Origin of the sequence: Photorhabdus kleinii (genome assembly GCF_025384885.1) — a bacterium.
In the GTDB taxonomy this organism is placed as follows: Bacteria; Pseudomonadota; Gammaproteobacteria; order Enterobacterales; family Enterobacteriaceae; genus Photorhabdus; species Photorhabdus kayaii.
In genome coordinates, this window is the sequence record NZ_JAJAFY010000011.1 from 58,301 (window position 1) to 83,897 (window position 25,597).

The window sequence follows — 25,597 nt, forward strand, 5'->3', positions numbered from 1 at the left end:
CAAGTTTTTCCTAAGACCTTTTATATTGAAGATAATTTACCAAACAGACAACAGCACCTAGGAATATCCCCATAACAACACCGATACCAGATGCTTCAACAATATCTTTGTAACCAATGGAAAACGCGCCAGTTTCAAAAAAAAGAACAAATTTAACTAATAGTTTTACCGCCATGACTGCGGTGAACACACCTATGCACAAAACTAAAGACCAAGATAAAAAGTAAATCATAAATTTCATTTTTTATCCTTAGAGTTTAATTCATCCATGACTACTTTATTTGCAGCTTCAGAACCAATAGCTCCCATTCCACTACCAACAATACCAGGAACAGGAGATACCAATGGCGGTGCTGATATATAAGGATTGATCACACTAAATCTTTCTTTAAATCCATTTGACCAAGAGTTAACTTTACCATCAAGGTAGTTAGTGGTTCCTGTTGCTAGCCCATACCCCACTGACGATCCCACAAACGCACCTCCCATCGATAACCACGGTGAATTTCCATCAATTGCACTAGAAACCCCCGCCCCCAATGTGTTAGTCGTAACTGTGCCCCAATATCCCATCCCAGCCGTTGCACCGCCAGTTACCAAAGCTGTCCCGAAGCTGGCATAGCTGAAACTTTCTTGGGGATTATTGTAGATATTATAACTTTGCATTCCTAAATTTGCTAAGCCTGTAGTACCAACACCTATCGCTCGATTCGCAATAGTTGTACTTCCGACCCAATTGGAAACGACAGGTGTTGCTGCCTTGCTTAACGCTGGTAAGGCAAGCGTAATCGTTGCGATTGCTGCCCGCGGAATATTGTTGGTTTTCTGCCATGTCTCGTAATTATCAATTACGGGCGTAAGCTGATTGATACTATATTCTGCCAGCTTTCTACAATCGTCGTCACAACCCGGTGATTGAACAAGATTAATGAGATCTTTCTGTTGTTTTTCCAAATAATCTTTTGTGATCCTTGTTTCCACCGCTTTCCGTTGCTGCTCTTGATCCGCTTTACTAGCAACCTCAACTAAGCGGTTCCTTTCTTCATCAGTCGACGCTGCCCTGTATTTTTCCAGCCATGAGGTGATTTGATCTGCCTTGAGATAGTTATTCTCAATCGCATTCTTCCCGGCCTGGGCACCGGTGACGGCGCTGCCGGTGGAGTCACCGGCAATGCCGCCTGCCAGACCTGCCGCCAGAGTGGAGAGGGTGCTGATGGTCTGTTTTTCTTCTTCACTTAAGTCACTGACTTTAGCATTTTCTCCATGAATATGCTTCATCAGTTCCCGGGCGGCCAGTTCACCGCCCGCCGCTCCTGCTGCACCGGCCAGCGCGTTGTTACCACTGATTTCCGCGGCCACTGCCCCCAGAATCGCATGGGCCAGAGTATTGCTCACGACATCCACTTGATGGGTTTTCGGGTCGGTAGTCAGGTCTTTAATCACGCCAGCCAGGTAAGGGGAAGCGCCGCCCGCCAGTGCCTGACCAATATTTCCGCCAGCGAGTCCCTGAATGGCCGCAGTAGCAGCTTGTAAAGCAGTGTGGTATTTGCCACCGGTGCCCAGGCCAGACTCATTCAATGCCTGGTTATAGGCGGTTTTGTAAATCTGGTCTTTAATTTGTTCCGGGGTGATGTCGGTTTTACCTTTATCCTTCAGTACTTTTATGGCCGCTTCTCTATCCGGGTCACTGATGTTTTCCAGTTTGGCGTGGGCCGCTTTGGTGGCGATAATGGCCCCTTCGGTACTGGCGATATCAATCACCTGCGCACTGATTTCGCCAATCAGTTGAGCCTGTTTCAGCCGTTGCTGTTCTTTCTCTTTGTCAAAGATAGGGCTGAGGGCATTGTTGGCATGGTCGGTATCCCGGCTCAGGGTGGTGATATCCTGTTGCTGGCTGTCTTTATCCCGGATAATCAGGGTACCGTCGCTGACCGCGGAGTGAGTGGTGCTTTGGGCATGACCTTCCCGGTTAGCGCCGCCCAGGGTATTGGCCGCCATGTTACTGAGGAACATGCCGCCTGCTGAACCGCCGGTGCTGACACTTACGCTGTGGTGTTCGGTTTTAAAATCCGCTTTGTTCTGAATGTTGTCAAAGCCGAGCGTACCGGTATCGAGGGTGTTTTTGTCTTTGTCTGCGGTACTGGCCATTACTGAGCCGTCAAGCTGGGTGTGTTCCCCCACTTTCACTTGATATCCGCCTTTACCAGCGAACAGTCCAGTTTGTTCCTGTACGGAGTCAAAGTTGCTGTGGATTTTGTCGCGGCTGGCGCTGAGGTTCAATGAACCACCTGAGCCGATAGTGGCACTAACGCCGGCACTGACATTCTGCTGCTTCATATCGTAGCGGTTGCTGTCCTGCTCGCTACTGAGTGTCAGGTGGCGTTTGACGTCGGCGGTAATTTGTTCGCCGCTGACCTGAGCGCCCTTAAGCGTGGCATCTCGGCCGGCATTGATGGTGACGGTTTGCCCTGCATCCAGCGTAGTTTCATTATGGCTGACGTCGTTACCGCTTTCACGGCCTTTGCCGTAGTTGGCGCTGGCGGAGAGGTTGATACCCGTGCCCCCCGGTCCGGCAGTGAAACCGACGCCCAGTGAGCCCCCGCGACTGCTGTTTTTGCCGGTAGTTTGTTCGGTGTTCTGGCTGGAGGCGAGCTGGATATCCCGGCTGGCATTAAGTTGCAGGTCTTTTCCTGCCTGCAACTGGCCGCCCTGAATGCGAATATCGCCGTTCTGATCTGGTGTCCCGGCAGCGGTGAGGGTGAGATTATCCCCGGTCATCAGGCTGCTGCCCTGTTGAGTGGTCTGGTGCTGTTTCAGTTCTGACCGGGAGGACTGGCTGCCGTAGGAGAGGTTAACCCCTATCAGATTGTTATTGGCTTTGTCGTCACCGCCTTTGGCGTTGGCCAGACGGGCTGCCTGAACAGCCTGTACCCCGCTAAGAGCGGCTTTGGTGCCTTGTAAGGCTTTGATACGGCTGTCACTTTCATTGTTGGCGGCTTGAACCGTTTGAACAGCGGAATTCAGGGCCCCGCCTGCGGTGCCGGACAATGCCACGGTCAGACCGCTTTGTTTCTGTTCGGTTTTGGTGATAGCAGTGTGACTGTTTTCCGCACTGGTGATGTTAATGTTTTGACCGGAAAGTTGCATATCGCGGCCAGCTACCACATCACTGCCGTGAAGGTTGAGCTGTTTTCCGGCGTTGAGCGTGACATCACCTTGGCTGCTACCTACGGTGCTGCCTTTGTTGAGGTTACTGTCGATGTCGGTGGTGGATTTTTGGCTGGCTTTGCCGACGGTGAAGCCGATACCCCCGGTGCCCATCAGGCCGGATTTTTTCTCTTGTTTGAAGTGAGTTTCATGACGGGCTTCATCCGCAGTAGTGATGGTGAGCTGATTGCCTGCGGCCAGATTAACATTCTGAGTGCCTGCCACGTTACTGCCGATGATATTCAGGTCATTCCCGGTTTGTACGGTCACGCTGTCGCCACTAAGCGTGGTGCTCTGCGCCCGACGTTCATGCACCTCATCATGGGTTTCGACGGAGGATTTGGAGAGTAAGCCTTTACTGGTCTGTTTGCTGTGTTCTATCAGGTCTGATGAAGCGGTGCCAGCATCTAGAGTGATGTTGTTCCCGGCTTGGGCGGTGAGTTGTTGACCGGCGTTCACATTAGCCGCGGTAGCGTTCAGGTTGTTACCTGCTCGCAGTGCTAGGTTGCCCGCGGTGGTTATCTGGCTGCCAATGTCACGCTCCTGAGTCAGATGGCGATAGTTGTCGCTCCCCCAGTCACTGTTTTCTGTGCGATGAGTGCGCAGGGTGTCCAGAGTCAGGTCGAGGCCTGCCGTTATCTCTGTCTTACCGTCTTTGCCAGCATTATCTACTTCACTGGCAGTGAGGCGGATGTTGTTCAGGGCTTTCAGCGACAAGGTGCCGTTGTCATTCTGGACATAAATGCCAGCCGGCCGATCCAGCCAGCGGTCAATATTATCTTCGCGCAGGGTAGAGGCACTGGTGATATCCCGGTTTGCCAGTGCAGAAACGCGGTCTCGGCCCTGAATTTGTCCGCCGAGGTTGGTGATATTCTGCCGGGCGGTTAAATCCACTCTGCCGCCTTGGATAAAGCCGCTATTGGTCAGATTGTTCGCCGTCAGTTGGGTGACTTCACGTCCGCGGATAGTGCCGCTGTTGGTGATGTCTTTTTGGCTATTTATTGTCACGTTTTTACCGGAGAGCAGGGCGCCGTCACCGGTCAGGTCGCCTTTATTCACGCGAGCGTAGACCTGCGGCACGGTGACCACCTGCGTTGTGCCGTTCGGCAGGGTCACGGTCCGGTTGGTCAGCCAGATAATGTCCGAGGTGAGCAGCGCCATTTGCGATGGGCTTAAGGCGATGCCGGGGGTAAGTTGTTGCTGTTTGCTGAAAGCAACGCCGGCTTCCATTAACGCTTTAAACTGGGTTTCATCGTTGTTGTGGCCGGCCAGATAACGCTGACCGGTCAATTGGGTAATTTGATCACGTACCAGACGCTGCTCGTAGAACCCATCTCCCAGGCGTTTGTGCGCCTGTGCTGGGTCACGGGTTAACTGTTGTTGCATGTAATCCGTGCCCAGCCACTTTTTGTATTGGGTGAATTTAGGGTCGGTCTCCACTAAATAATGGCTGTCACTGCCCGGCTGTACGACAAACAGGCTGTTGTCCGGCAGGCGGGTATCTGGAGCAACGATACGGATAAGGGGTTCGACGCTTTGACCTTTGACGGTATCAGACGGTAGCGTCAGTTCAAATTGTTGGCCTGTTGGTAACACCAGCGGGCGATCATCTAATGCACCCCTGTTTGGTAGGGTGACAGTGGCAGGAGGTAGTACCCGTTCAGTTTGTTGAATTGGTGGAAGTACTGGGTGTTCAGTCAGTGCATCTCTGTCTGGTAGTGCCACTGCGCCGGACGATAATATTTGCTCAGTCTGTTGGCCTGTAGGTGAAAGTGTTGGGTGTCCAGTGAGTGCGTCTCTGTTTGGTAATGCCACTGTGCTGGACGATAATACCTGCTCAGTTTGTTGGCCTGTAGGTGAAAGTAATGGGCGATCAATCGGTATATCCCTGCTAGGTAGTGTGATGGTCTCTGTAGGGATAGCCACAGTAGTTCCTAGGCCGTTAACCTGCAATGGTCGGTCGTCAGTTTGTGTCGGGGTACTGAGTGTGATGGTGTTAATAGTGGCGTTTGTCAGCGTGACATTACCCGCTTCTGCCATTCTTGAGAACAGGCTAATTCTGACAGGTGCACTCTGAACACTACTTTCTTGCCTGTCACCTATCGTTATGCCAGTGGCGTCAGGACGGGTATTGCCTTTCCAGGCCAAGGCTTTCAGGTCGATAGTTTCGGTTATCGGTGCCGGGTTATAATCGTCCCAGTCTTTTCCTTGGGAGGTTTTGGTTCCTCTGAATCGACGTTTTTTCTTTTTGGCATACCAGCGGATTTCGCTGCCTTCATCCGTGATAATACGTTCTCCTTTGGTGGAGTTATTGTGCAGTTCGTCAATATCACCGCCCAGTGTTGCGCCTGCCACGATTTGGCTGTCGTTGTTGGTTAGCATTGTGCTGTTCAGGGTCATATTACCCCCGGCCAGGATTTTACCCGGGTCACTCTCTTTTATCTGGGTTTCATTGACGGTACGGGTATATCGGTACTCGTAAAACTCATCATCGCTGCTACCATCCGGCATAACAGCGGTATGTACGCCGTATTTGTTGCTGTAGGAAGTGTCTACTTGTGACCAGTCATAGCGGGTGGTGTGGCCGCTCAATACTGCTTCATGACGCTGGGATTTTTCCGTTTCTACGATATGTGTCACTAGGCGATCGTTGGTATTGCGGATAATAGCGGCATCAATCCTTAGGTTACCGCCGGCTTCAATAGTTGCCGCATGGTTTTTGAGTTTACCTGCTTGACTGGTCGCCGTTAGGTTCTCATCCAGTTGTCCGCCAATGCGCATATCACCCACGCTGTAAATTTGGGCATGATTAAGGTTGTTGAGCGTCCCGGTGGCGATATCCATTCGGTCTCGGGCGGCAATGACGGAGGCTTTGCCATCTTGCGCCGTGTTGTTGAGAGTACCTGTTTCGAGGGCTATTTGATCACCGTAAATACGTCCGGTGCCGGTATTGTTCAGTGTCTTAGTGGTGAGATGGGTGAGCTCGCCGTCAATCAATCCAGTGTTGGTCAGCGTATCGCGGACGCTGACTTCGGTTTTCTTGGCACTGATTTCTGCTGTTTGGGTGTTAGTGAGGTTTTTGGCCTCCAGATGTAATGTTTGCCCAGTTTTTATTGTATTGTCGTTGGTGATATTGCCAGCGGTTTTTAGGGATAAATTACCGTTGGCAGTGATATTGCCGGTGTTGTGGAAATCCTGTTTTAATGCGATCTCCATATCGCCTTGCGATGATACCTGTCCGCTACCACCTAAGGTGCTTGCTTTGATGTTGGCATTTTCACCCGCAATCAGGGTGCCTTGTTGGTTGTCAATGGATAGTTGCTGTGTTTCGTCCTCGATAATGAGCTGTTTGCCACCAGAGATCAGCCCCTGTGTATTATTCAGCTTTTGGCTGATGTTAGTTCGCAGGTGGTTGGCTCCCCGTAATGCGCCTTGGGTGTTATCCACCTGTTGAGCTTTAATTATCAGGTTTTGGGCTTCAATCCCTTGCTCAGAGGAATTGGTTTCTCGGTTGATCAGTTGTGCGGTGGTCAGTGTCAGTTGCTGATTACTGTGGATAAAGCCGCTGGTGTTGTTGGTTTTTGTCTGGATATCGAGTTTAGCGTCTCCCACGGCTTTGATTTGTCCGCGGCGGTTGTCGAGTTGTTGGGTATTCAGGTTCATGGTGTCTGTTGACAACAGTTTACCATCTTGGTTATCTGTATCGGCTTGCCCGGTATTGATAGTGAGCTTCCCGCCTTGAATATGTCCGTGTTGATTATCCAGTTTGCTGCTGGTCACGTTAGTGTTGTCATCGCCAGTAATATGGCCATGCTGGTTGTCCAGTAGCTGCCCGTTTGTGTCAATATTGACGGTTTTCGCTGACTGTAATGTTCCATTGTGGTTGGTAAGCTTCTGGCTATGAATGTCCAGTCCACTGTTGCCGACAATTTTTCCCTTGTTATTGGTGAGGGTGGTGCTGGTAATGTTGGTTTTGCCGTCAGCGGCAATAAAACCGATATCGTTATTTAACTCACCGATACCTAGCGTCAAATCTCCCAGAGCAGAGAATTCACCTGATTTATCTTTGTCACCGTTGTTATCCAAGCGTTGGCCTTGGGTGTTGAGACTCAGGTTTCCATCAGAGTGGACGGTGCCTTGTTGGTTGTTGAATGCTTGGGTGATCAGTTTTATCTGTTGAGTGCCAACAATAGTGCCCTGGGTGTTATTCACGGCAGCAGTATTTAGGGTTGCGATTTTACGACTGGTAATTGTGCCGGCCTGATTATGTAAATCACTACTGGTAATCAGTATATCGTCTTGGCTGTGGATGCCGCCCTGATCACCACTATTGTTATTAGTCAGGGAATGGCCGTGTGTATTGAGAGTCAGCTTACCTTTGGATTGCAACAGACCGCCACTGTTGTCAGTTTGGTTCACCGATAGTGTCAGCTCACTGGTTTCGCTAGAGAGTATTCCGCCCTGGTTTTTCAGTTCACCGCCAGTAATCATCGTTGTTCCTGTACCTTTGATAAGACCATCCTGGTTGTCGATTTCTCCGGTAGTTAGGGTTAATGTACCTTTACTGATAACGCCACCAGTTTTACCGCTTTTGCTAGTGGTCAATTTTTCTCCGTGGGTGTCCAGCGTCATATCGCCGGTAGACTCTATTCGTCCGCTGGTACTGTTAAGTTCTCCACTATCGAGTTGCAGATTTTTCTTACTGAATATGGTACCGGCTAGATTGTTTAATGCCTGTTTATGAGTATCAATGTGAGTTTCATCACCACGGATATAGCCGAGATCATTGGTGAGTTCACCTATAATCAGTTTTAGGCTGTCCTGCGCGATGATTCCATCAAGTTCACCGCTATCGGTATTAGTCAGTTTTTGCTGTTGGGTATCCAGTTTCAGGCTAGCAGTGGATTGTATCAGCCCTCGTTGGTTGTTAACTGCTTTCGTCGTTAGATCTGCCTTGCCCTGCGAGAGGATTTTACCCCCGACGTTTTTGAGGTCCTGGCTAGTCAGTGTAGTTTCACCTTTTGAGCCTATCACACCAGCAGTGTTATCGATTTCACCGGCTGCTAGGGTCAAGTCACTGCCGCTGCGTATGCCAAAGTCATCTCCGCTTTGCGTATTAGTTAGCTTTTGGCCGTGGGTGTTAAGCGAAAGGATTGTTTGGGATTTCAGCAAGCCGCCAGTGTTATTCAGTTCACCGGTATTCATGGTGAGTTGCTGATGTTGGCTGACTATTTTACCGTCAGTGTTATTAACGGTTCCTGATGATGTCACTTCAAGTTGTTGGTTGGCAGCCACAATTCCCTTATGGTTATCGATGGCACCTGCGGTCATTGTCAGCGTTCCTTGGCTTGATATGCCTTGTTTAGGTTGGCTGTTGCGGTTGATTATTGTGCCTTGTAGTCCATCAAGGAGAAGATTTTTACCTGCATGGATAAAACCAGCTTCATTATTGATGCCTTGAGCGGTCAGGTTGACATTGCCTGTACTGGTTACGCCTCTGTTTTTGCCGCTGTTGATGTTGGTGAACAAGCCACCTTGCGTATTCAGTGTCAGGTCACCGGCAGATTTTAGTAAGCCGCCGCTGTTGTCAGTTTGTTTCACCGTTAATGTTAGCGCATCTTTTTCGCTGGCAAGTATCCCGCCTTGGTTTTTCAGTTCACCGCCGGTAACGATCGTTGTTCCTGTACCTTTGATAAAACCCTCTTGGTTGTCGATTTCTCCGGTGGTGAGGGTTAATGTCCCTTTACTGATAACGCCTTTGGTATCGCCGCTTTTGGCGGTGGTCAATTTTTCTCCGTGGGTGTCCAGTGTCATATCGCCGGTAGACTCTATTCGTCCGCCAGTACTGTTGAGTTCTCCACTGTCGAGTTGCAGGTTTTTCTTACTGAATATGATGCCAGCCAAGTTGTTTAGCACTTGCTGATGAGTGTTAATGTGGGTTTCGTTACCACGGATATCGCCGCGATCATTGATCAGTTTACCGGTAGTCAGTTCCAAAGTATCTTTTGCAACGATCCCGCCGTTTTTACCGCTATCGGTGTTGGTTAGTTCATGCTGTTGGGTATCTAATTTCAAGCTGGTTTCGGATTGTATCAATCCGCTTTGGTTGTTGACTGCTTGTGTTGTCAGATCGGCTTTTCCTTTCGAGAGGATTTTACCGTCGGTATTGTTGAGGTTTTGGCTAGTCAGCAAGGTTTTGCCTTGGGAATCTATCTTGCCAGCGGTGTTATCGATTTCACCAGCTTTCAAGGTCAGGTCACTGCCGCTGAGTATGCCGTGTTTCTTCCCGCTTTGCGTATTAGTCAGCTTTTGGCCGTGGGTATTGAGTGAAAGCGTTGTTTTGGATTGCAGCAAGCCACCGGCATTATTCAGTTCGCCGGTATTTAGTGCCAATTGTTGATGCTGGCTGACCATTTTACCGCCAGTGTTGTTAGTACTTCCTGTTGATGTCACGTTGAGCTGCTTATCGGCGATGATCCTTCCCTGTTGGTTATCGATGGTTCCCGCAGTTATTGTCAACTCTCCCAGGCTTGAGATCCCCTGTTTAGGCTGGCTGTTACGGTTGGTTATGGTTCCCTTCTGCCCGTCAAGGGTTAGGTTTTTATCCGCATGGATTCGGCCTGCTTCATTATTGATACCTTGAGCGGTCAGGCTGACATTGCCCTCACTGATTATGCCACTGGTTTTGCCGCTATTGATGTTGGTCAACAGACCACCTTGCGTATTCAGTATCAGGTCACCGGCGGATTGCAGTAAGCCGTCGCTGTTGTCAGTTTTGTTTACCGTTAATGTCAGTGCGTCTTTTTCGCTGGCAAGTGTTCCGCCTTGGTTTTTCAGTTCGCCACCGGTAACAGTCGTTGTTCCTGTAGCGATAATCACACCGCCTTGGTTGTCAATTTCACCGGTGGTCAGGGTCATTGTCCCTTTACTGATAACGCCGCCGGTTTTACCGCTTTTGGCGGTGGTCAGTTTTTCTCCGTGCGTGTCCAGTGTCATATCGCCGGTAGACTCTATTCTCCCACCAGTACTGTTGAGTTCTCCGCTATCGAGTTTTAGATTTTTCTTACTGAATATGGCGCCAGCCACATTGTTTAGCGCTTGCAGATGGGTGTTAATGTGGATTTCGTTACCACGAATATTGCCGCGGTCATTGATCAGTTTACCGGTAGTCAGTTCCAGGGCATCTTCCGCGATGATCCCACTGTTTTCATCGCTATCAGTGCTAGTTAGTTCATGCTGTTGTGTATCTAATTTCAGACTGGCTGCGGATTGTATCAGCCCACGTTGGTTGTTGACCGCTTGTGTTGTCAGATCGGCTTTTCCTTTCGAGAGGATTTTACCGTCGGTGTTGTTGAGGTTTTGGCTAGTTAACGTGGTTTCGCCTTGGGAATCTATCTTGCCAGCGGTGTTATCAATTTCACCAGCTTCCAGGGTCAGGTCACTGCCGCTGAGTATGCCAAGGTCATCCCCGCTTTGCGTATTAGTCAGCTTTTGGCCGTGGGTGTTAAGAGAAAGGGTTGTCTTGGATTGCAGCAAACCACTTGTGTTATTCAGTTCACCGGTATTCATGGTGAGTTGTTGATTCTGGCTGACCATTTTACCGCTGGTATTATCAACGGCTCCTGTTGATGTCACGTTGAGCTGCTTATCGGCGATAACTCTTCCCTGTTGGTTATCGAGGGTACCCGCAGTTATTGCCAATTCTCCCTGGCTTGAGATCCCCTGTTTAGGCTGGCTGTTGCGGTTGGTTATTGTGCCTTGTTGCCCATCTAGAGTCAGGTTTTTATCCGCATGGATCCAGCCCGCTTCATTATTGATGCCTTGAGCCGTCAGCTTGACATTGCCTGCACTAATTATGCCTCCGGTCTTGCCGCTGTTGAGGTTAGTCAGTAGCTCACCTTGTGTATCGAGTGTCAGATCACCCGCGGATTTCAACAGGCCGCCGCTGTTATCGGTTTTTTTCACGGTCAATGTGAGTGCGCTGGTTTCACTGGCAAGGGTTCCGCCTTGGTTTTTCAGCTCGCCACCGGTAACGGTGGTTGTTCCTCTACCTTTGATAAAACCCTCTTGGTTGTCAATTTCACCGGTGGTCAGGGTCATTGTCCCTTTACTGATAACGCCACCGGTTTTACCGCTTTTGGCGGTGGTCAATTTTTCTCCGTGCGTGTCCAGTGTCATATCGCCGGTAGACTCTATTCTCCCGCCAGTACTGTTGAGTTCTCCGCTATCGAGTTTTAGATTTTTACTACTGGTTATGGTGCCAGCCACATTGTTTAGCGCTTGCTGATGGGTGTTAATGTGGGTTTCATCACCACGGATAGATCCACGGTCATTGATCAGTTTACCGGTAGTCAGTTCCAGGGCATCTTCCGCGATAATCCCACCGTTTTTACCGTTATCAGTGTTAGTGAGTTCATGCTGTTGTGTATCTAATTTCAGACTGGTTGCGGATTGTATCCGTCCGCTTTGGTTGTTGACTGCTTGTGTTGTCAGATCGGCTTTTTTCCGCGAGAGGATTTTACCGCTGGTGTTGTTGAGGTTTTGGCTGGTCAGCGTGGTTTCGCCTTGTGAGTCTATCACGCCAGCGGTGTTGTCAATTTCACCGGCTTCTAGGATCAGATCACTGCCGCTGCGGATACCGCGTTTTTCTCCGCTCTGTGCGTTAATCAGTTTCTGGCCTTGGGTGTTGAGCGACAGAGTTGAGCCGGATTTCAGCAGACCTCCGGTATTGTCAACTGTCCCGGATGTCACGGTGAGTTGTTTATCCGCTTCTACAGATCCTTGATGGTTATCAATAGCATTTGCCGTCAGCGTTAAGTCTCCTGAGCTACGGATACCCTGATTAGGCTGGCTGTTGCGGTTGGTTATCGCTCCCTTCTGTCCGTCAAGGATCAGGTTCTTACCCGCATGGATTAGGCCCGCATCATTGTTAACCCCTTGGGTCGTCAGCTTCATGTTGCCTGTGCTGATTATGCCTCGGTCTTTGCCGCTGTTGGTGTTGGTTAGCAGCCCACCTTGCGTATCCAGTGTCAAATCACCCGCGGATTGCAGTAGTCCACCGCTGTTGTCAGTGTTGTTTACCGTTAATGTTAGTGAGCTGGTTTTGCTGACCAGTTTTCCTCGTTGGTTGTGGAGTTCTCTACCCGTTATCGTTGTCGTCCCTGTTCCAGTGATGGTGCCATCGTGGTTGTCTATCTCGCCTGTCTTTAAAGTGAGTGTTCCCTTACTGGTCACGCTACCAGTGTCGCTGCTTTTTGCGGTGGTGAGCTTTTTCCCGTGGGTGTCTAATGTCATGTTGCCATCAGATTTTATTTGTCCACTGGTACTGTCGAGTTCTCCACTGTCAAGTTGCAGATTTTTCTTGCTCTCTATGGTGCCTTTTTGGTTGCTTAGCCGTTGTTCATGGGTGTTGATGTGAATGCCATGACCAAGGATAACGCCCGAGTCATTAGTCAGTTTACCGCTGGAAATACGTAATGAGTCTTTGGCAATAATACCGCCAGTTTTGCCACTGTCGGTATTGGTCAGGGCTTGGTTTTGGGTATCCAGCAACAGGCTTGACTCTGATTGGATCTGTCCACGAGTGTTGTTTAATGCCTGTGTGGTCAGTTCCGCCATCTGTTGTGATAAGAGTTGGCCGTCGGTATTGTCAACGTTACCGGCGTTAAGGGTGGTTTTTCCTTTAGCAGAGATGATGCCGGCGGTGTTGTTGATATCCCCTGTACGGAGTTCCAGATTGCCAGTGCTTAATATGGTGCCTTTTTTGATCTCTTTTTCGTCACCATTTTTAGTGTCTTTAGTGTTAGTCAGTTTCTGTCCATGAGTATTGACTATCATGTCATTGCCAGATTGTAACAAACCAGACGTGTTATCCAGTTCACCGCTGTTTAGGGTGAGTTTTTCTTGGGCAATAACTTGTCCCGCGGTGTTGGTGAATTTATGCCCTTTGGTTTGGCTGTCTATCTGTTGAGCCAGTAATGATCCTTGATGGTTATTCAACGCCTGACTTTTTGTGGTGAGCGTCGTTTTGGCTTCGATTCGTCCGTCAACGTTTTCAATGTTTTTCGCAATGATCAGCTCTGTGCTGCCACCGGTTGCAACGATTTTGCCCCGGCTGTTATCAAGTTGTGTTGCTGTCAGTTGGATATCTTGACCGGCTTCAAAGTGTCCATCTTGGTTATTCAGAGCGTCATCAACAGTCAATTCCAAATTGCCTTGTTTGGCTGCTATGATTTTGCCTTTGCTGTTATCCAAGGTAGTGGCATTGATTTTCAGGTTGCCATTGCCTTTAATCTCGCCATTTTGGTTATCCAGCGTCTTGGCAGTCAGGGACATTTTGTCCTTGCCCTGTTGCTGCATTACTCCACTCTGATGGCTCAATGTGTCTGCTTTTATTGTAATTTTGTCGGCAGTAGTGACTGCTTCTTTATTCAGTTGTAGGTTGTGGGCTTGTATATCCAGTTCACCGTTGGAGAGCAGCTCGCCTCCGTCACCTATCCACTGATGGGTGTTGAGTGACAGTTTACCTTTACCGGCGAGTTGAATTGTCCCACCTTCCGTGTTGTTCGCCTCCTTGTGGACGGTTAGGTTCAGATCATCCCCATTATTGGCGATTTTTCCATGACGGTTGTCCAGATTGTTTGTGGTGATAGCCAGCCGTTTCCCCTCATTGAGAATGGTCCCGTTGTGGTTACTCAGTGTTTGGGTGTTCAGTACCAGCTCTCCTTTGCCGGTTTGATTAATTTTCCCCTGCTTGTTGGATAAGTCTGGAGTCGTTAAGTTGATTTCTCGTGCTACCAGTGTGCCGCCGTCATTGTTAAATTGGCCGGGTGTTTTAGCTGTAAAGCGGTCAGCGGTGACTGTAGCGTTGGCGGTGCTAATCTCTTGCTGATTGGCAGCGAGTTGAATGTTGTTGGCAGAAGTTTGGCTGCCGCTGAGATCAATTTTTTTACTCTGTACTTCCAGAGTATTGGTCGCCAGGTTTTGTCCATTGGCCTGAATTTGCTGTTTGGCGGTCAGTGTCAGCGATCCGGGCAGCGTGGCTTTCCCTTTATCATCAATTCCGGCGGCCAGAATACTGCCTTTGGCACTCTGTATCGACTCCGCTTTGATTGTGGTATGACTTCGTGCAGCAATTGTGCCACTATTCTCAATCCGTCCATCAACCGTGAGGCGGACTTCACCGGCGATTGCTCCGATGTGGCCGACGTTACGTACCCCTACACCAAATTCGGTACCCACCAGCACGATTTTATTGGAGTACATGCCACCGAGTGCGGCTACGTCCAGCGTAAATGATGGATTCTTGCTGCCGTCAGCAGATTTTTTCTTAATGTTCTGGTGAGCAGCATCAACGATATTACGTCCGGTTGTGATTTTTAGATCTTTCGCGTGCAGTTTGCCGTTGATTACCACCGAGCGGGCAATAATTTCGGTATAATTTTGTTGTGAACTGTCTATTCCCAGCTCTTCAATGCGCACTTCTCCCCGCTCAATATCAAAGCCTTTCAGTCGGCCTTGTTCCATCATGGCCTGTCCTGTGGTGAGTGTTGCGCGATGGGCGTTAATGAATCCACAACCGTTGCAGGTGATGCCCGCCGGGTTGGCAATAATCACGTCGGCTTTTTGTCCGGCGACTTCTATCCAGCCATTAAGTTTACTGGCGTTAATGCTGTTCACTTCATTGAGAATGATTTTGGCTTCCGCTTTGGCAAGCCACGGATTTCCTGCCACCATACCGCCTAGTTGAGTTTGGACAGCGTTGTGACTGTTGTTAAGGATGACGCCTCGTTTATCGATATCAAATTGGCTGTAGGTATTACGCGAGATACCCGCGGCGTTAGGGGTCTGAATATCGATTTGTGGCGTACCGTTTGCACTGTTCAGGATAGTCGGTTGCTGATTACCCGGTGCTTGTCCGTCGGCCACAATATTGGCCTGCGCTGTTAGGGAGATGCAGCCGGTTGCCAATAACAAACTCAGTCGTAACGCTGTTAACCGGCAAAGGCATTGTGGTAATTGCCGACGACTGCGGTGGCGTACCGTACTACCTTGCCCGGAAGTTGCAATATCGGCCACGACCATCAACATGTTCCGGGCTTTGTTAAAGATAATACGATACAGATGCTTGTTCATTGTTTTTCTCCACTAACACTTTTTATCTGCGATAATTTTGGCTGCGTTGTTATTTTGAGTTAGTACTGCCAGTACAAACTGAATCCAGTTGTGACTGATGAGGTTTGAAAGCCATCCGGTTTGGATAGCGGGATACCGGCAAACAGGTCATAGCTCACGCCTTTAAGACTGCCGCGACAGCCCAAAACGCCACCCGCCAGGTGTTTTCCCAGGCGCCGCTCATTTCCCGGCCCACCAATTTCGCCATAATCCATGCCCATATACAGGGAGTGACCATTCAGTGGCGTTTGCCATTCCAGTTCGTTACGGCTGTACCAACCATGATCTCCATTTAATGTGCGTTCACCATCAAACCCGCGTACTGTCCAGCGGTTGCCAATTGAAAATTGATCCTGTGTTGTCAACGTTCTGGCGCTTATTTGGCGCAGGTACTGGGTTTTGTAGATGAATGGCTGAGAAAATAGGGTAAATGGTGCCGAAAGTGCTGCAGAAAACTGGGTTGTTTTAAGTAAGGCAGTGGCTTCACCACGGGCCTCTTCTGGTGCGGGCTGAGCGCCAAACCAGCGGGTTCCCTGTTGGTAAGTTACTCCGGCATCCAGGGTCGCTCTACCAATGTAGTGACGATGAGATAATCCTAATTTCCAGCCAGCCGTTTCCCGGCTCTGTACGTCGATTTTCTGGTCATTAATAAAACTCTTGGATGTGCGGCGATAAATTTCACCGTTAATCGAGGTTCTCTGACTGGCGTTACGATGTAAGAGTCGGCTGAGTTGGATATTCAGGTTTTTGCTTTCGCCGCTGTATTTGTTGTCTTTATTTGGACTGGCTACCTTTTGGTAGTAATCATAATTACTGGCAGTGATGCCCGCCATCCAGTATCCCACCGGTAGGGAGTAGTGGAGGGTGTAGTTTTTGCTGCTGCGACCGGAAGGGGAGCGAATATCGCGTCCACCGGAGATATAAAATAGATCACTCAACGCAAGAGGATTATCCAGATATAAAGTTAATCCGCCTTGGTAACGCCCGGTAGTTTTAGAACCCGAATCGTCCAGGTAGCTAGCCAGTCGCCAATGTCTTGACTGACGCCAGTTCAGCACAATGTCGCTTTCTCCTAACTGTTCATTTGGTACAATTTCCATACTGGCTTGAACGGTAGGAAAACGTTGTAAATTTTCTAATCCCTGCTCAATATCCCGTAAGTCAAGCAGCTCTCCTTCGCGGGGAGGAAATGTGGTTATCCGTTGAATATAATTGCCACTTTCAGCGGTATAGCGAATATGCCCAATTTTGCCCGGTATGATCATGAGTTTTAATGTCTTGGAATTAAGCTCCTGACTGGGAGCTAATACTCTGCTAGTGACATAGCCATGATTAATTAACCGGTTTTGTATCCGAGTCATTAATATATTAATCCCCTGGGTGCCCAGACATTGGTTTTCTCCCTGTTGGGCTAAACGTTTTAAAGGTAACCAGTGAGGAAAATGTTCCGTGCCTTCAAGAACAACATGCGTAATGGGAAAGCAGGGCGTATCGTCAGGAAATTTAGAAGGTACTGCTGTTTCAGGAACAGACAGACGAATATCCGCCGGTGGTGGTGTTAATTGAGCTTCCAGTGCTTTCTGTCGTTCTTGTTGATGAATGAGTTGCTGATCTGAAATTTCGGCGGCTTTAACATCGGTAGTAACAATAAGAAAACTAGTAAAAATAATAATCTTTTTTTTCATTATTCTTTGGCATCCCGCACGCTTCATATAATTTTTGGGGCGCTATTAGTCATGAATTTGACTTAACAATCAATATGTAGATATTACTTAATGCTATAATTCATAAATATGGATTGTTATAAATTATCAATAAAAACAATTGGATATGATTTGTTATAAAATGAGCGATAATAAAAAATACTTTATTAATTAATTGGTTATGTGGGCGTTGCCAGATGCTCTAATTTAATTCTATATATTGGTAAATATGTGATATATGTCACTGATAATATTATTATGTAATTGAAGTTAAAGTAACATAATAAACTATTACTTTGGTTATTAAATAATGGGAGAGCTTGTTTCTTTCAGTTAAGATTGATGATTTTTTATTAGTTACAGCGTGTTTATTCGGCTATGAAATTTCTTGGCAAAGGAGGCTCTAGCAACAATTAAATGTTCCGAGCCATGCCCTAATTCCATCTACGAAGTGACTGAGATAATGGGATGGTAGAAATAACCGCCTCTATTAGTTTAAATATCAAAATGATTTAGTAAGAAATTTTCATCTTATTTCTCTTCTTCTTCATTTGCACTTGATTTACTGTTGGCTGTCAGTAAATAAGGCGATTGTTGCCATCGACTTGGCGTTAATTGCAATAGGTTATGTGCCAGAATAAAACCAATTGCTAAAGCGAGTAAGATCATGATCCGGAGTAAATTAGTCGTGTTATCCACCTGCTTGGACTCGGTTGCCAATTTGTGGGTATCTAATGTCAGGCGCAGAAAACCTTTGGGCTCATCTTTTCCTGGGATGGGGACGACTATCTGGTAGTTAAAGTAGCTGCCCGCTTTTTTACCATCCAAAGATAGACGATCCCGCACCGAGACGTTCTCTCCACTATGGGCAACCTGTGTTCCATTGTTAAGATAAACACTGGCATCAAGTATGCGGCTGTTTGTCGTTAGATGATGCAAATTAGCCAGTATCCGCTCATTATTAAGATCTTTGCTGCCACTCTCCATATAATCAGATAAGCTGAATGCGACTTGTTTTGCCAAGGTTTTTGCCAATTCCTCAAATTGATCCATCTGGGCTTGTTGGTGAGAACGGCTAAAATAAGAAACACCCTGCATTAGAAATACTAATAAAGCAATGCAAATCAAGATGATAGCTGTTTTATGCAGTCGGAATTTTAATTTAGCTTTGATCATAGTTATCTCTTCCAAGCTTTGGTCAACGCAATGTTGCCAGATGCAGTACAGAGAGGATAGTTTGAAGCACAATTTTTTGCTGTCAAATCATGTGGGATTACAGGAGTAGGGATTAATGTCTAATAACCTGGCTTATCACTATTTGCCGGAAGAGGTCCATAAGTGGCCGGGATTACCGCTTTCGTTAAGTGGTGAAGAAGTTATGCCGTTGGATTACCGAGCGGGTGACAGTGGTTGGTTGATATATGGCCGTGGCCTGGATAAACAACGTATTAGTAATTTTCAACATCGGCTTGGTGCTGCTATTGTCATCGTTTCTTCATGGCGTATTGATGATTATCAGGTAGTACGTATTGCCGGAAATTTGACGGCTCGTATTAAACGGCTAGCTGATGAGTGTCGGTTAGATGTGGTTCCTTTGGGGCAGATCCCACGGTTGCGGTCACCAGGTTTGCTAGTGATGGATATGGATTCAACAGCAATTCAAATTGAATGTATTGATGAAATTGCCCGTTTGGCTGGCGTAGGTGACAAAGTAGCCGAGATTACCGAGCGGGCAATGCAAGGAGAGCTGGATTTTTCTGATAGTCTGCGGGAGCGAGTTGCCCAGTTGGCAGGGGCTGATGCTGATATTCTGCGACAGGTTGTAGAAAATTTACCACTTATGCCGGGGCTGACCAGTCTGGTGCGTAAGTTACAATCCTTTGATTGGCATGTGGCAATCGCATCGGGTGGTTTTACCTATTTTGCTGACCATTTGCGCCAGAATTTACGTTTGGTGGCTGCGGTAGCCAATCAGTTAGAAATAAAAAATAGTAAGTTGACAGGTAAGGTTATAGGACCAGTTGTTGATGCTAAATATAAAGCTGCCACATTGGTGAAACTGGCAAAAAAACTGGATATCTCATTGGAGCAAACTGTCGCGATTGGTGACGGCGCTAATGACTTGAAGATGATCCGCAAAGCAGGGTTAGGTATTGCTTACCATGCTAAGCCGAAAGTTTATGCACAGTCGAAAGTGACCATCCGTCATGCTGATCTCATGGGAGTATTGTGTGTGTTAAGTGGCGGTCTTAAACACGAAGAGCGTTAATATACCCTATGGATTTCAAGATGCATCGCGACGGCAAGGGAGCGAATCCCCGGGAGCATAGAGAACTATGTGACCGGGGTGAGTGAGTGCAGCCAACAAAGAGGCAACTTGAAAGATGACGGGTATAGAATCTTTAGGAGTGCAGAGTGGCAAAAGCAGCAAAGCGGGCATTTGTCTGTAATGAGTGTGGGGCGGATTATCCGCGCTGGCAGGGGCAATGTAGTGCGTGTCATGCTTGGAATACCATTACGGAGGTGCGCTTAGCCGCAGCACCTTCCTCCCGTAATGAGCGGTTCAGTGGTTATGCGGGAGATGCTGGTGTCAGCAGGGTTCAGAAATTATCAGAGATCAGTCTGGAAGAACTTCCTCGTTTTTCTACGGGATTTAAAGAGTTCGATCGGGTGCTTGGCGGTGGTGTTGTTCCCGGTAGCGCGATTCTGATTGGCGGTAATCCGGGAGCAGGGAAAAGTACCTTATTGTTGCAGACGATGTGTCAGTTGTCTGCACAGATGAAAACTTTATATGTCACTGGGGAAGAGTCGTTACAACAGGTGGCAATGCGTGCGCACCGGTTGGGATTGCCGGCTGATAATCTGAATATGTTGTCAGAAACCAGTATTGAACAAATTTGTCTGATTGCGGAGCAGGAGCAGCCAAAGTTGATGGTGATTGACTCCATTCAAGTGATGCATATGGCGGATATTCAATCTTCGCCGGGGAGTGTCGCTCAGGTCAGAGAGACTGCCGCTTATCTTACTCGGTTTGCTAAGACTCGTGGTGTTGCCATTGTTATGGTTGGTCATGTGACCAAAGATGGCTCGTTGGCGGGTCCGAAGGTGTTGGAACACTGTATTGACTGTTCAGTGATGCTTGATGGTGAAGCAGATTCCCGCTTTCGCACTTTACGCAGTCATAAAAATCGGTTTGGGGCCGTTAATGAGCTTGGCGTATTCGCCATGACAGAACAAGGATTGCGTGAGGTTAGTAACCCATCAGCGATTTTCCTGAGCCGTGGTGATGAAGTTACCGCTGGCAGTTCTGTCATGGTGGTGTGGGAAGGGACTCGTCCTCTGTTGGTAGAGATTCAAGCGCTGGTGGATCATTCTATGATGACCAATCCACGGCGGGTGGCTGTGGGTTTGGAGCAAAACCGGTTGGCTATTCTGTTGGCTGTCCTTCATCGCCATGGTGGTTTGCAAATGTCCGATCAGGATGTGTTTGTGAATGTTGTGGGTGGCGTTAAAGTTGCGGAAACTAGCGCGGATCTCGCTTTACTGCTCTCTTTAGTCTCCAGTTTTCGGGATCGGCCGTTACCCCGTGATTTGGTTGTATTTGGAGAGGTGGGGCTAGCAGGGGAAATCCGTCCTGTGCCCAGTGGACAGGAGCGCATATCCGAAGCCGCTAAACATGGTTTTAAACGGGCGATAGTGCCTTATGCCAATATGCCGAAAAAAGCGCTGCCAGCGATGGAAGTTTTTGGTGTGAAAAAGTTGGCGGATGCGTTATCTGTTATGGAAGATTTTGGTTAAACAGGGAGGAGATATGGGGCAATTTGACTACCTTAAAGAAGCGATTAAACAGACAGGTTATACGTTGCAGCAGGTTGCTGATGCAAGTGGTATGACCAAAGGTTATCTCAGCCAGTTAATTAATGACAAAATTAAAAGTCCCAGTGCCCAAAAATTGGCTGCTCTCCATCACTATCTGAGGTTGCAATATCCTGTGCAAAATAAAACTGTTGGAGTGGTATTCGGCAAATTCTATCCATTGCATACTGGGCATATCTATCTGATTCAACGGGCCTGTAGTCAGGTGGATGAGTTGCATATTATCCTTTGCCATGATGAGCCGAGAGATCGGGAGCTGTTTATGAGCAGTTCCATGTCTCAGCAACCTACGGTGAGTGATCGTCTGCGCTGGTTGCTCCAAACGTTTAAGTATCAGAAAAATATTCATATTCATTCTTTTGATGAACAGGGAATTGAGTCCTATCCACATGGTTGGGATGTGTGGAGTGACGGCATGAAAGCCTTTATGTCAAAAAAAGGCATTAATCCAACTTATATATATTCCAGCGAAACTCAGGATTCTCCCCGATATAAAGAACATTTAGGAATTGAGACAATTCTTATCGATCCACAACGTTCGTTTATGAAAATCAGTGGTCGGCATATTCGCCAAGACCCATTCCGTCATTGGGAATATATTCCTACGGAAGTGAAACCTTTCTTTGTTCGTACCGTAGCGATTCTTGGTGGAGAGTCCAGTGGTAAATCTACGTTAGTTAATAAATTGGCAAATATTTTTAATACGACAAGTGCTTGGGAATATGGTCGTGATTATGTTTTTTCTCATCTGGGGGGAGATGAGATGGCGCTACAATATTCGGACTATGACAAGATTGCATTGGGACAAGCCCAATATATTGATTTTGCTGTAAAATATGCGAATAAGGTTACATTTATAGATACCGATTTTGTCACTACCCAAGCATTTTGTAAGCGATATGAAGGACGTGAACACCCGTTTGTTCAGGCATTAATTGATGAATATCGATTTGATTTGGTCATTCTACTGGAAAACAATACCCCTTGGGTTGCTGACGGTTTGCGTAGCCTTGGCAGCGAGCAGGATCGTAAAGAGTTCCAGCAACTGCTGGAGGATATGCTGAAAAGTAATAATATTGAATATGTCAATGTGGATTCACCCGATTATGATCAGCGTTTCCTACGTTGTATTGAACTCATTCAGCAACTTTTAGCGGCTAATCCTAAATGATACGTTAGTTGAATCGTTTATAATTAAATCTATACCCGTCATCTTTCAAGTTGCCTCTTTGTTGGCTGCGCTCACTCACCCCGGTCACATAGTTATCTATGCTCCCGGGGATTCGCTCCCTTGCCGTCGCGATGCATCTTGAAATCCATAGGGTATATATAATATTTTATATGATAAATTAGTAAATATATATCTAATCACAATATGCATTGTGGCTGGATATTTTTATTTCCTGTAAGTAATAAAATATATAACAGCTATTAATATTTTTGATACTTCTATTGATTATTTATTTCTTGAATAAAAACAAGATTAATAATTAAATACTTCCCTGTTGATTTTTAAATAAAATTTTTTGTGTTTTTGATTGGTTGGAGAATAAGGATAAGGTTGATTTTTCTATTAATAATTTAATGTTAGAAGTATCATTGTTATTATGGTAATTAAATATTAATTTTAACATGTTGTTATGATATTAAGGTGTTTTTATCTATAAAAAATTATTTGTCTGATGTTATTTTTTTATTTGTACAAACAAGATAATGGCCTGTTGCTAATGAATGGTTGATAGGAATGGGTTGATCTTGTTTAGTAAAATTTTGATTTTAGCATACAGATAGTCATTTGAAATAGTCACTGGTAGAAATATTGATATACTTTCAATTGAGATATTTCTTATATGATTTTCCCTCGTTTGTGTAATCTTATAATGATGAATATCTGTATTTTTACGGATTGCTCTGGCTGTAAGAGTTACTGATAATGCCAGATTTCTTACACTATTAATTATGCTGAGATAATGAATTTGAATCAAATTGCTACGATTGAAGCCATTGATATTTCATATGGTTTTTCGAAAAGTAAAGCTAACCAGAAAATGATTTCAGACATCACTCTTTCTATTTTCCCAGGTGAATTTACTTTGATTAATGGGGATCTTTGTTCAGGAAAAAGTACTTTGCTGGCAATGATTTCTGGGTTATTGCCTCTCGACGGAGGAAAAATATTAATTGCTGATAATGAATTGGGGAGGATGAATAACTTCGAGTTAGATAGATTCCATTTGATAAATTGTGGTTTTATCTTTCAAAGAATTAATTTATCTAATGAACTTACGGTCTTGGATAATTTGCTATTATCTCTCTCTTGTGGAATCACGACCTCTCATCAGGAAGCAATAGTCAGGGCAACTAAGGCACTCAATATTGTTGGCCTGAAACACAAGAAAGATATATATCCCAAGGAATTACGTGATAATGAAAAACAACGGGTGGCAATAGCTGGCGCCATTGTGAAAAGCCCTCGGTATTTGTTTGCTGACGAGCCAACCCGTCATCTTAATAATTATGACTGCCAAACAGCTATTGATATCTTAAGTTTTATTGCTTATAACCAAAGAGGTACAGTTGTTGTGGCTTCACAGGATAATAGGCTTATTAAACATGCAGATCGTATTATTACTTTGAAAGAAGGAAAGATTATCCATGATACTTATCTTACACATAGCATAATGAATAAGACTATGAGTTTATATCTAAATAATTGAGTGGAAAACGGCCTGTTACCAGGCCATTTTCAATATGATTATTTGCTGATTCTCTTATATTTAATGCGATGCGGTTCCAGTGCTTCTGCTCCGAGAGTCCGCTTCTTATAGTCTTCGTATTCACTAAAGTTACCTTCAAAGAAAGTGACTTTACCTTCATCTTGATAATCAATGATGTGGGTTGCGATACGATCAAGGAACCAACGATCATGGGAAATAACCATTGCACAACCTGGGAACTCCAGCAAGGCGTTTTCCAGTGCGCGCAAAGTTTCAATGTCCAGATCGTTGGTTGGTTCATCAAGCAACAGCATGTTACCGCCGACTTGCAGCAGTTTAGCCAAATGTAGCCGTCCTCTTTCACCACCAGACAATTCACCGACACGTTTGCCTTGATCAACACCTTTAAAGTTAAAACGGCCAACATAGGCGCGACTTGGTAGCTCAAAGTTACCGATACGCATGATATCCTGGCCGCCGGAGATCTCTTCCCAAACGGTTTTCTTATCATCCATGTTGTCACGGAACTGATCGACAGAAGCGAGTTTGACGGTTTCACCTAACGTGATGGTACCGGAATCGGGTTGTTCCTGGTTGGAGATCATACGGAACAGGGTAGATTTACCCGCACCATTAGGCCCGATAATCCCAACAATCGCCCCTTTGGGCAGAGAGAAATTCAGATTATCAATCAAAACCCGGTCGCCATAGGATTTGGTTAGATTTTCCACTTCCAGAACTTTGTCGCCCAGGCGTGGCCCAGGTGGAATGAACAGTTCGCTGGTTTCGTTACGTTTCTGGTATTCAACGCTATTTAATTCTTCAAAACGGGCCAGACGTGCTTTACCTTTTGCCTGACGGCCTTTCGGATTTTGACGAACCCATTCAAGCTCTTTCTCAATGGATTTACGGCGTGCGGCTTCTGTTGCGGCTTCTTGAGCCAGACGAGCATCTTTCTGTTCCAGCCATGAAGAGTAGTTACCTTCCCACGGAATGCCTTCACCACGATCAAGTTCCAGAATCCAGCCGGCAACGTTATCAAGGAAGTAACGGTCGTGGGTAATTGCAACAACGGTACCTTCGTAATCGTGCAGGAAGCGTTCCAGCCATGCGACAGATTCGGCGTCAAGGTGGTTAGTGGGTTCGTCCAGTAGCAGCATGTCGGGTTTTTCCAGCAGTAAGCGGCAAATTGCCACACGGCGGCGTTCCCCTCCAGATAGATGCTCGATTTTTGCATCCCACGGCGGTAGACGCAGGGCATCAGCGGCGCGTTCAAGCTGGTTATCAAGGTTATGGCCATCGTGGGACTGAATAATTGCTTCCAGCTCACCTTGTTCTTTAGCCAGTTTGTCAAAATCGGCGTCAGGATCAGCATAGGTTGCATAGACTTCATCCAAACGGGTCAGCGCATGTTTTACCTCGCTAACCGCTTCTTCCACTGCTTCGCGGACAGTGTACTCAAGGTTTAATTTAGGTTCCTGCGGTAGATAGCCAATTTTAATTCCTGATTGTGGGCGAGCTTCTCCTTCGATGTCTTTATCGATGCCAGCCATAATACGCAGTAAGGTCGATTTACCGGCGCCATTAAGGCCAAGAACACCAATTTTTGCTCCCGGAAAGAAACTTAAGGAGATATTTTTCAGGATATGACGTTTTGGGGGAACAATTTTACCGACCCGATGCATGGTGTAGACATATTGAGCCACGTTGCTATAAGCCTCGCTATCTCTGATTGTTATAGTGCCTGTTTTGCGAAGCAAGTCGCATGAACAGGGCGTGTTGGTATTTGATTATATCAAGTTAGGTTATTTATGCTCGTCTGAGCACGATTTATCACAGTTTACCCGATTTAAGTCAATAAACTCTATAACCCAATTGCTCGAATAAAATGATCCTAGGTTGAGTTTGTTAAAGCGAATC

9 protein-coding genes are annotated in these 25,597 nt (G+C 46.7%); 4 read left to right on the forward strand and 5 right to left on the reverse strand.

Features of this window, described 5'->3' with window-relative positions; all coding sequences use genetic code 11:
- Positions 1-10 precede the first annotated feature (10 nt).
- The 4 genes from LG003_RS08410 to LG003_RS08430 all read right to left on the reverse strand — a co-directional run bounded on the left by LG003_RS08410 (position 11) and on the right by LG003_RS08430 (position 18,260).
- Positions 11-241 (reverse strand): hypothetical protein, encoded by a 231-nt coding sequence (locus LG003_RS08410; protein WP_262980522.1) that lies wholly within the window; start codon positions 239-241, stop codon positions 11-13.
- A complete protein-coding gene (locus LG003_RS23245) occupies positions 238-15,342 on the reverse strand; it encodes a hemagglutinin repeat-containing protein (protein WP_315903381.1) in 15,105 nt (5,034 codons plus the stop codon). Before LG003_RS23245 ends, LG003_RS08410 begins: the two co-directional genes overlap by 4 nt.
- Positions 15,343-15,401: 59 nt before the next feature.
- Entirely contained in the window at positions 15,402-17,066 is a 1,665-nt protein-coding gene (locus LG003_RS08425) for a ShlB/FhaC/HecB family hemolysin secretion/activation protein (protein WP_262980523.1), read from the reverse strand.
- Between the two features lie 549 nt (positions 17,067-17,615).
- Positions 17,616-18,260: a YtjB family periplasmic protein gene (locus LG003_RS08430; RefSeq protein ID WP_112876412.1), complete on the reverse strand. Its 645-nt coding sequence runs from the start codon at positions 18,258-18,260 to the stop codon at positions 17,616-17,618.
- A 115-nt stretch (positions 18,261-18,375) separates the two neighbouring features.
- Here LG003_RS08430 and serB point away from each other — a divergent pair, with 115 nt between their 5' ends.
- The 4 genes from serB (at position 18,376) to LG003_RS08450 (ending at position 23,677) form a co-directional block, all read left to right on the forward strand.
- A complete protein-coding gene (gene serB, locus LG003_RS08435; RefSeq protein ID WP_112876413.1) occupies positions 18,376-19,353 on the forward strand; it encodes a phosphoserine phosphatase in 978 nt (325 codons plus the stop codon).
- Positions 19,354-19,499: 146 nt separating this feature from the next.
- Complete coding sequence (radA, locus tag LG003_RS08440; protein ID WP_112876414.1) at positions 19,500-20,882, forward strand: DNA repair protein RadA; 1,383 nt, start codon at positions 19,500-19,502, stop codon at positions 20,880-20,882.
- Positions 20,883-20,895: 13 nt separating this feature from the next.
- Positions 20,896-22,131, forward strand: coding sequence for a multifunctional transcriptional regulator/nicotinamide-nucleotide adenylyltransferase/ribosylnicotinamide kinase NadR (nadR, locus tag LG003_RS08445; protein WP_112876513.1), 1,236 nt, complete (start codon positions 20,896-20,898; stop codon positions 22,129-22,131).
- A gap of 799 nt (positions 22,132-22,930) precedes the next feature.
- Positions 22,931-23,677 carry an ABC transporter ATP-binding protein gene (locus LG003_RS08450; protein WP_262980524.1) on the forward strand — a complete coding sequence of 249 codons (747 nt, stop codon included), beginning with the start codon at positions 22,931-22,933 and terminating at the stop codon, positions 23,675-23,677.
- Between the two features lie 38 nt (positions 23,678-23,715).
- Here the strand turns inward: LG003_RS08450 and ettA are convergent, their stop codons facing one another.
- Entirely contained in the window at positions 23,716-25,383 is a 1,668-nt protein-coding gene (ettA, locus tag LG003_RS08455; RefSeq protein ID WP_262980525.1) for an energy-dependent translational throttle protein EttA, read from the reverse strand.
- Positions 25,384-25,597: the final 214 nt, after the last annotated feature.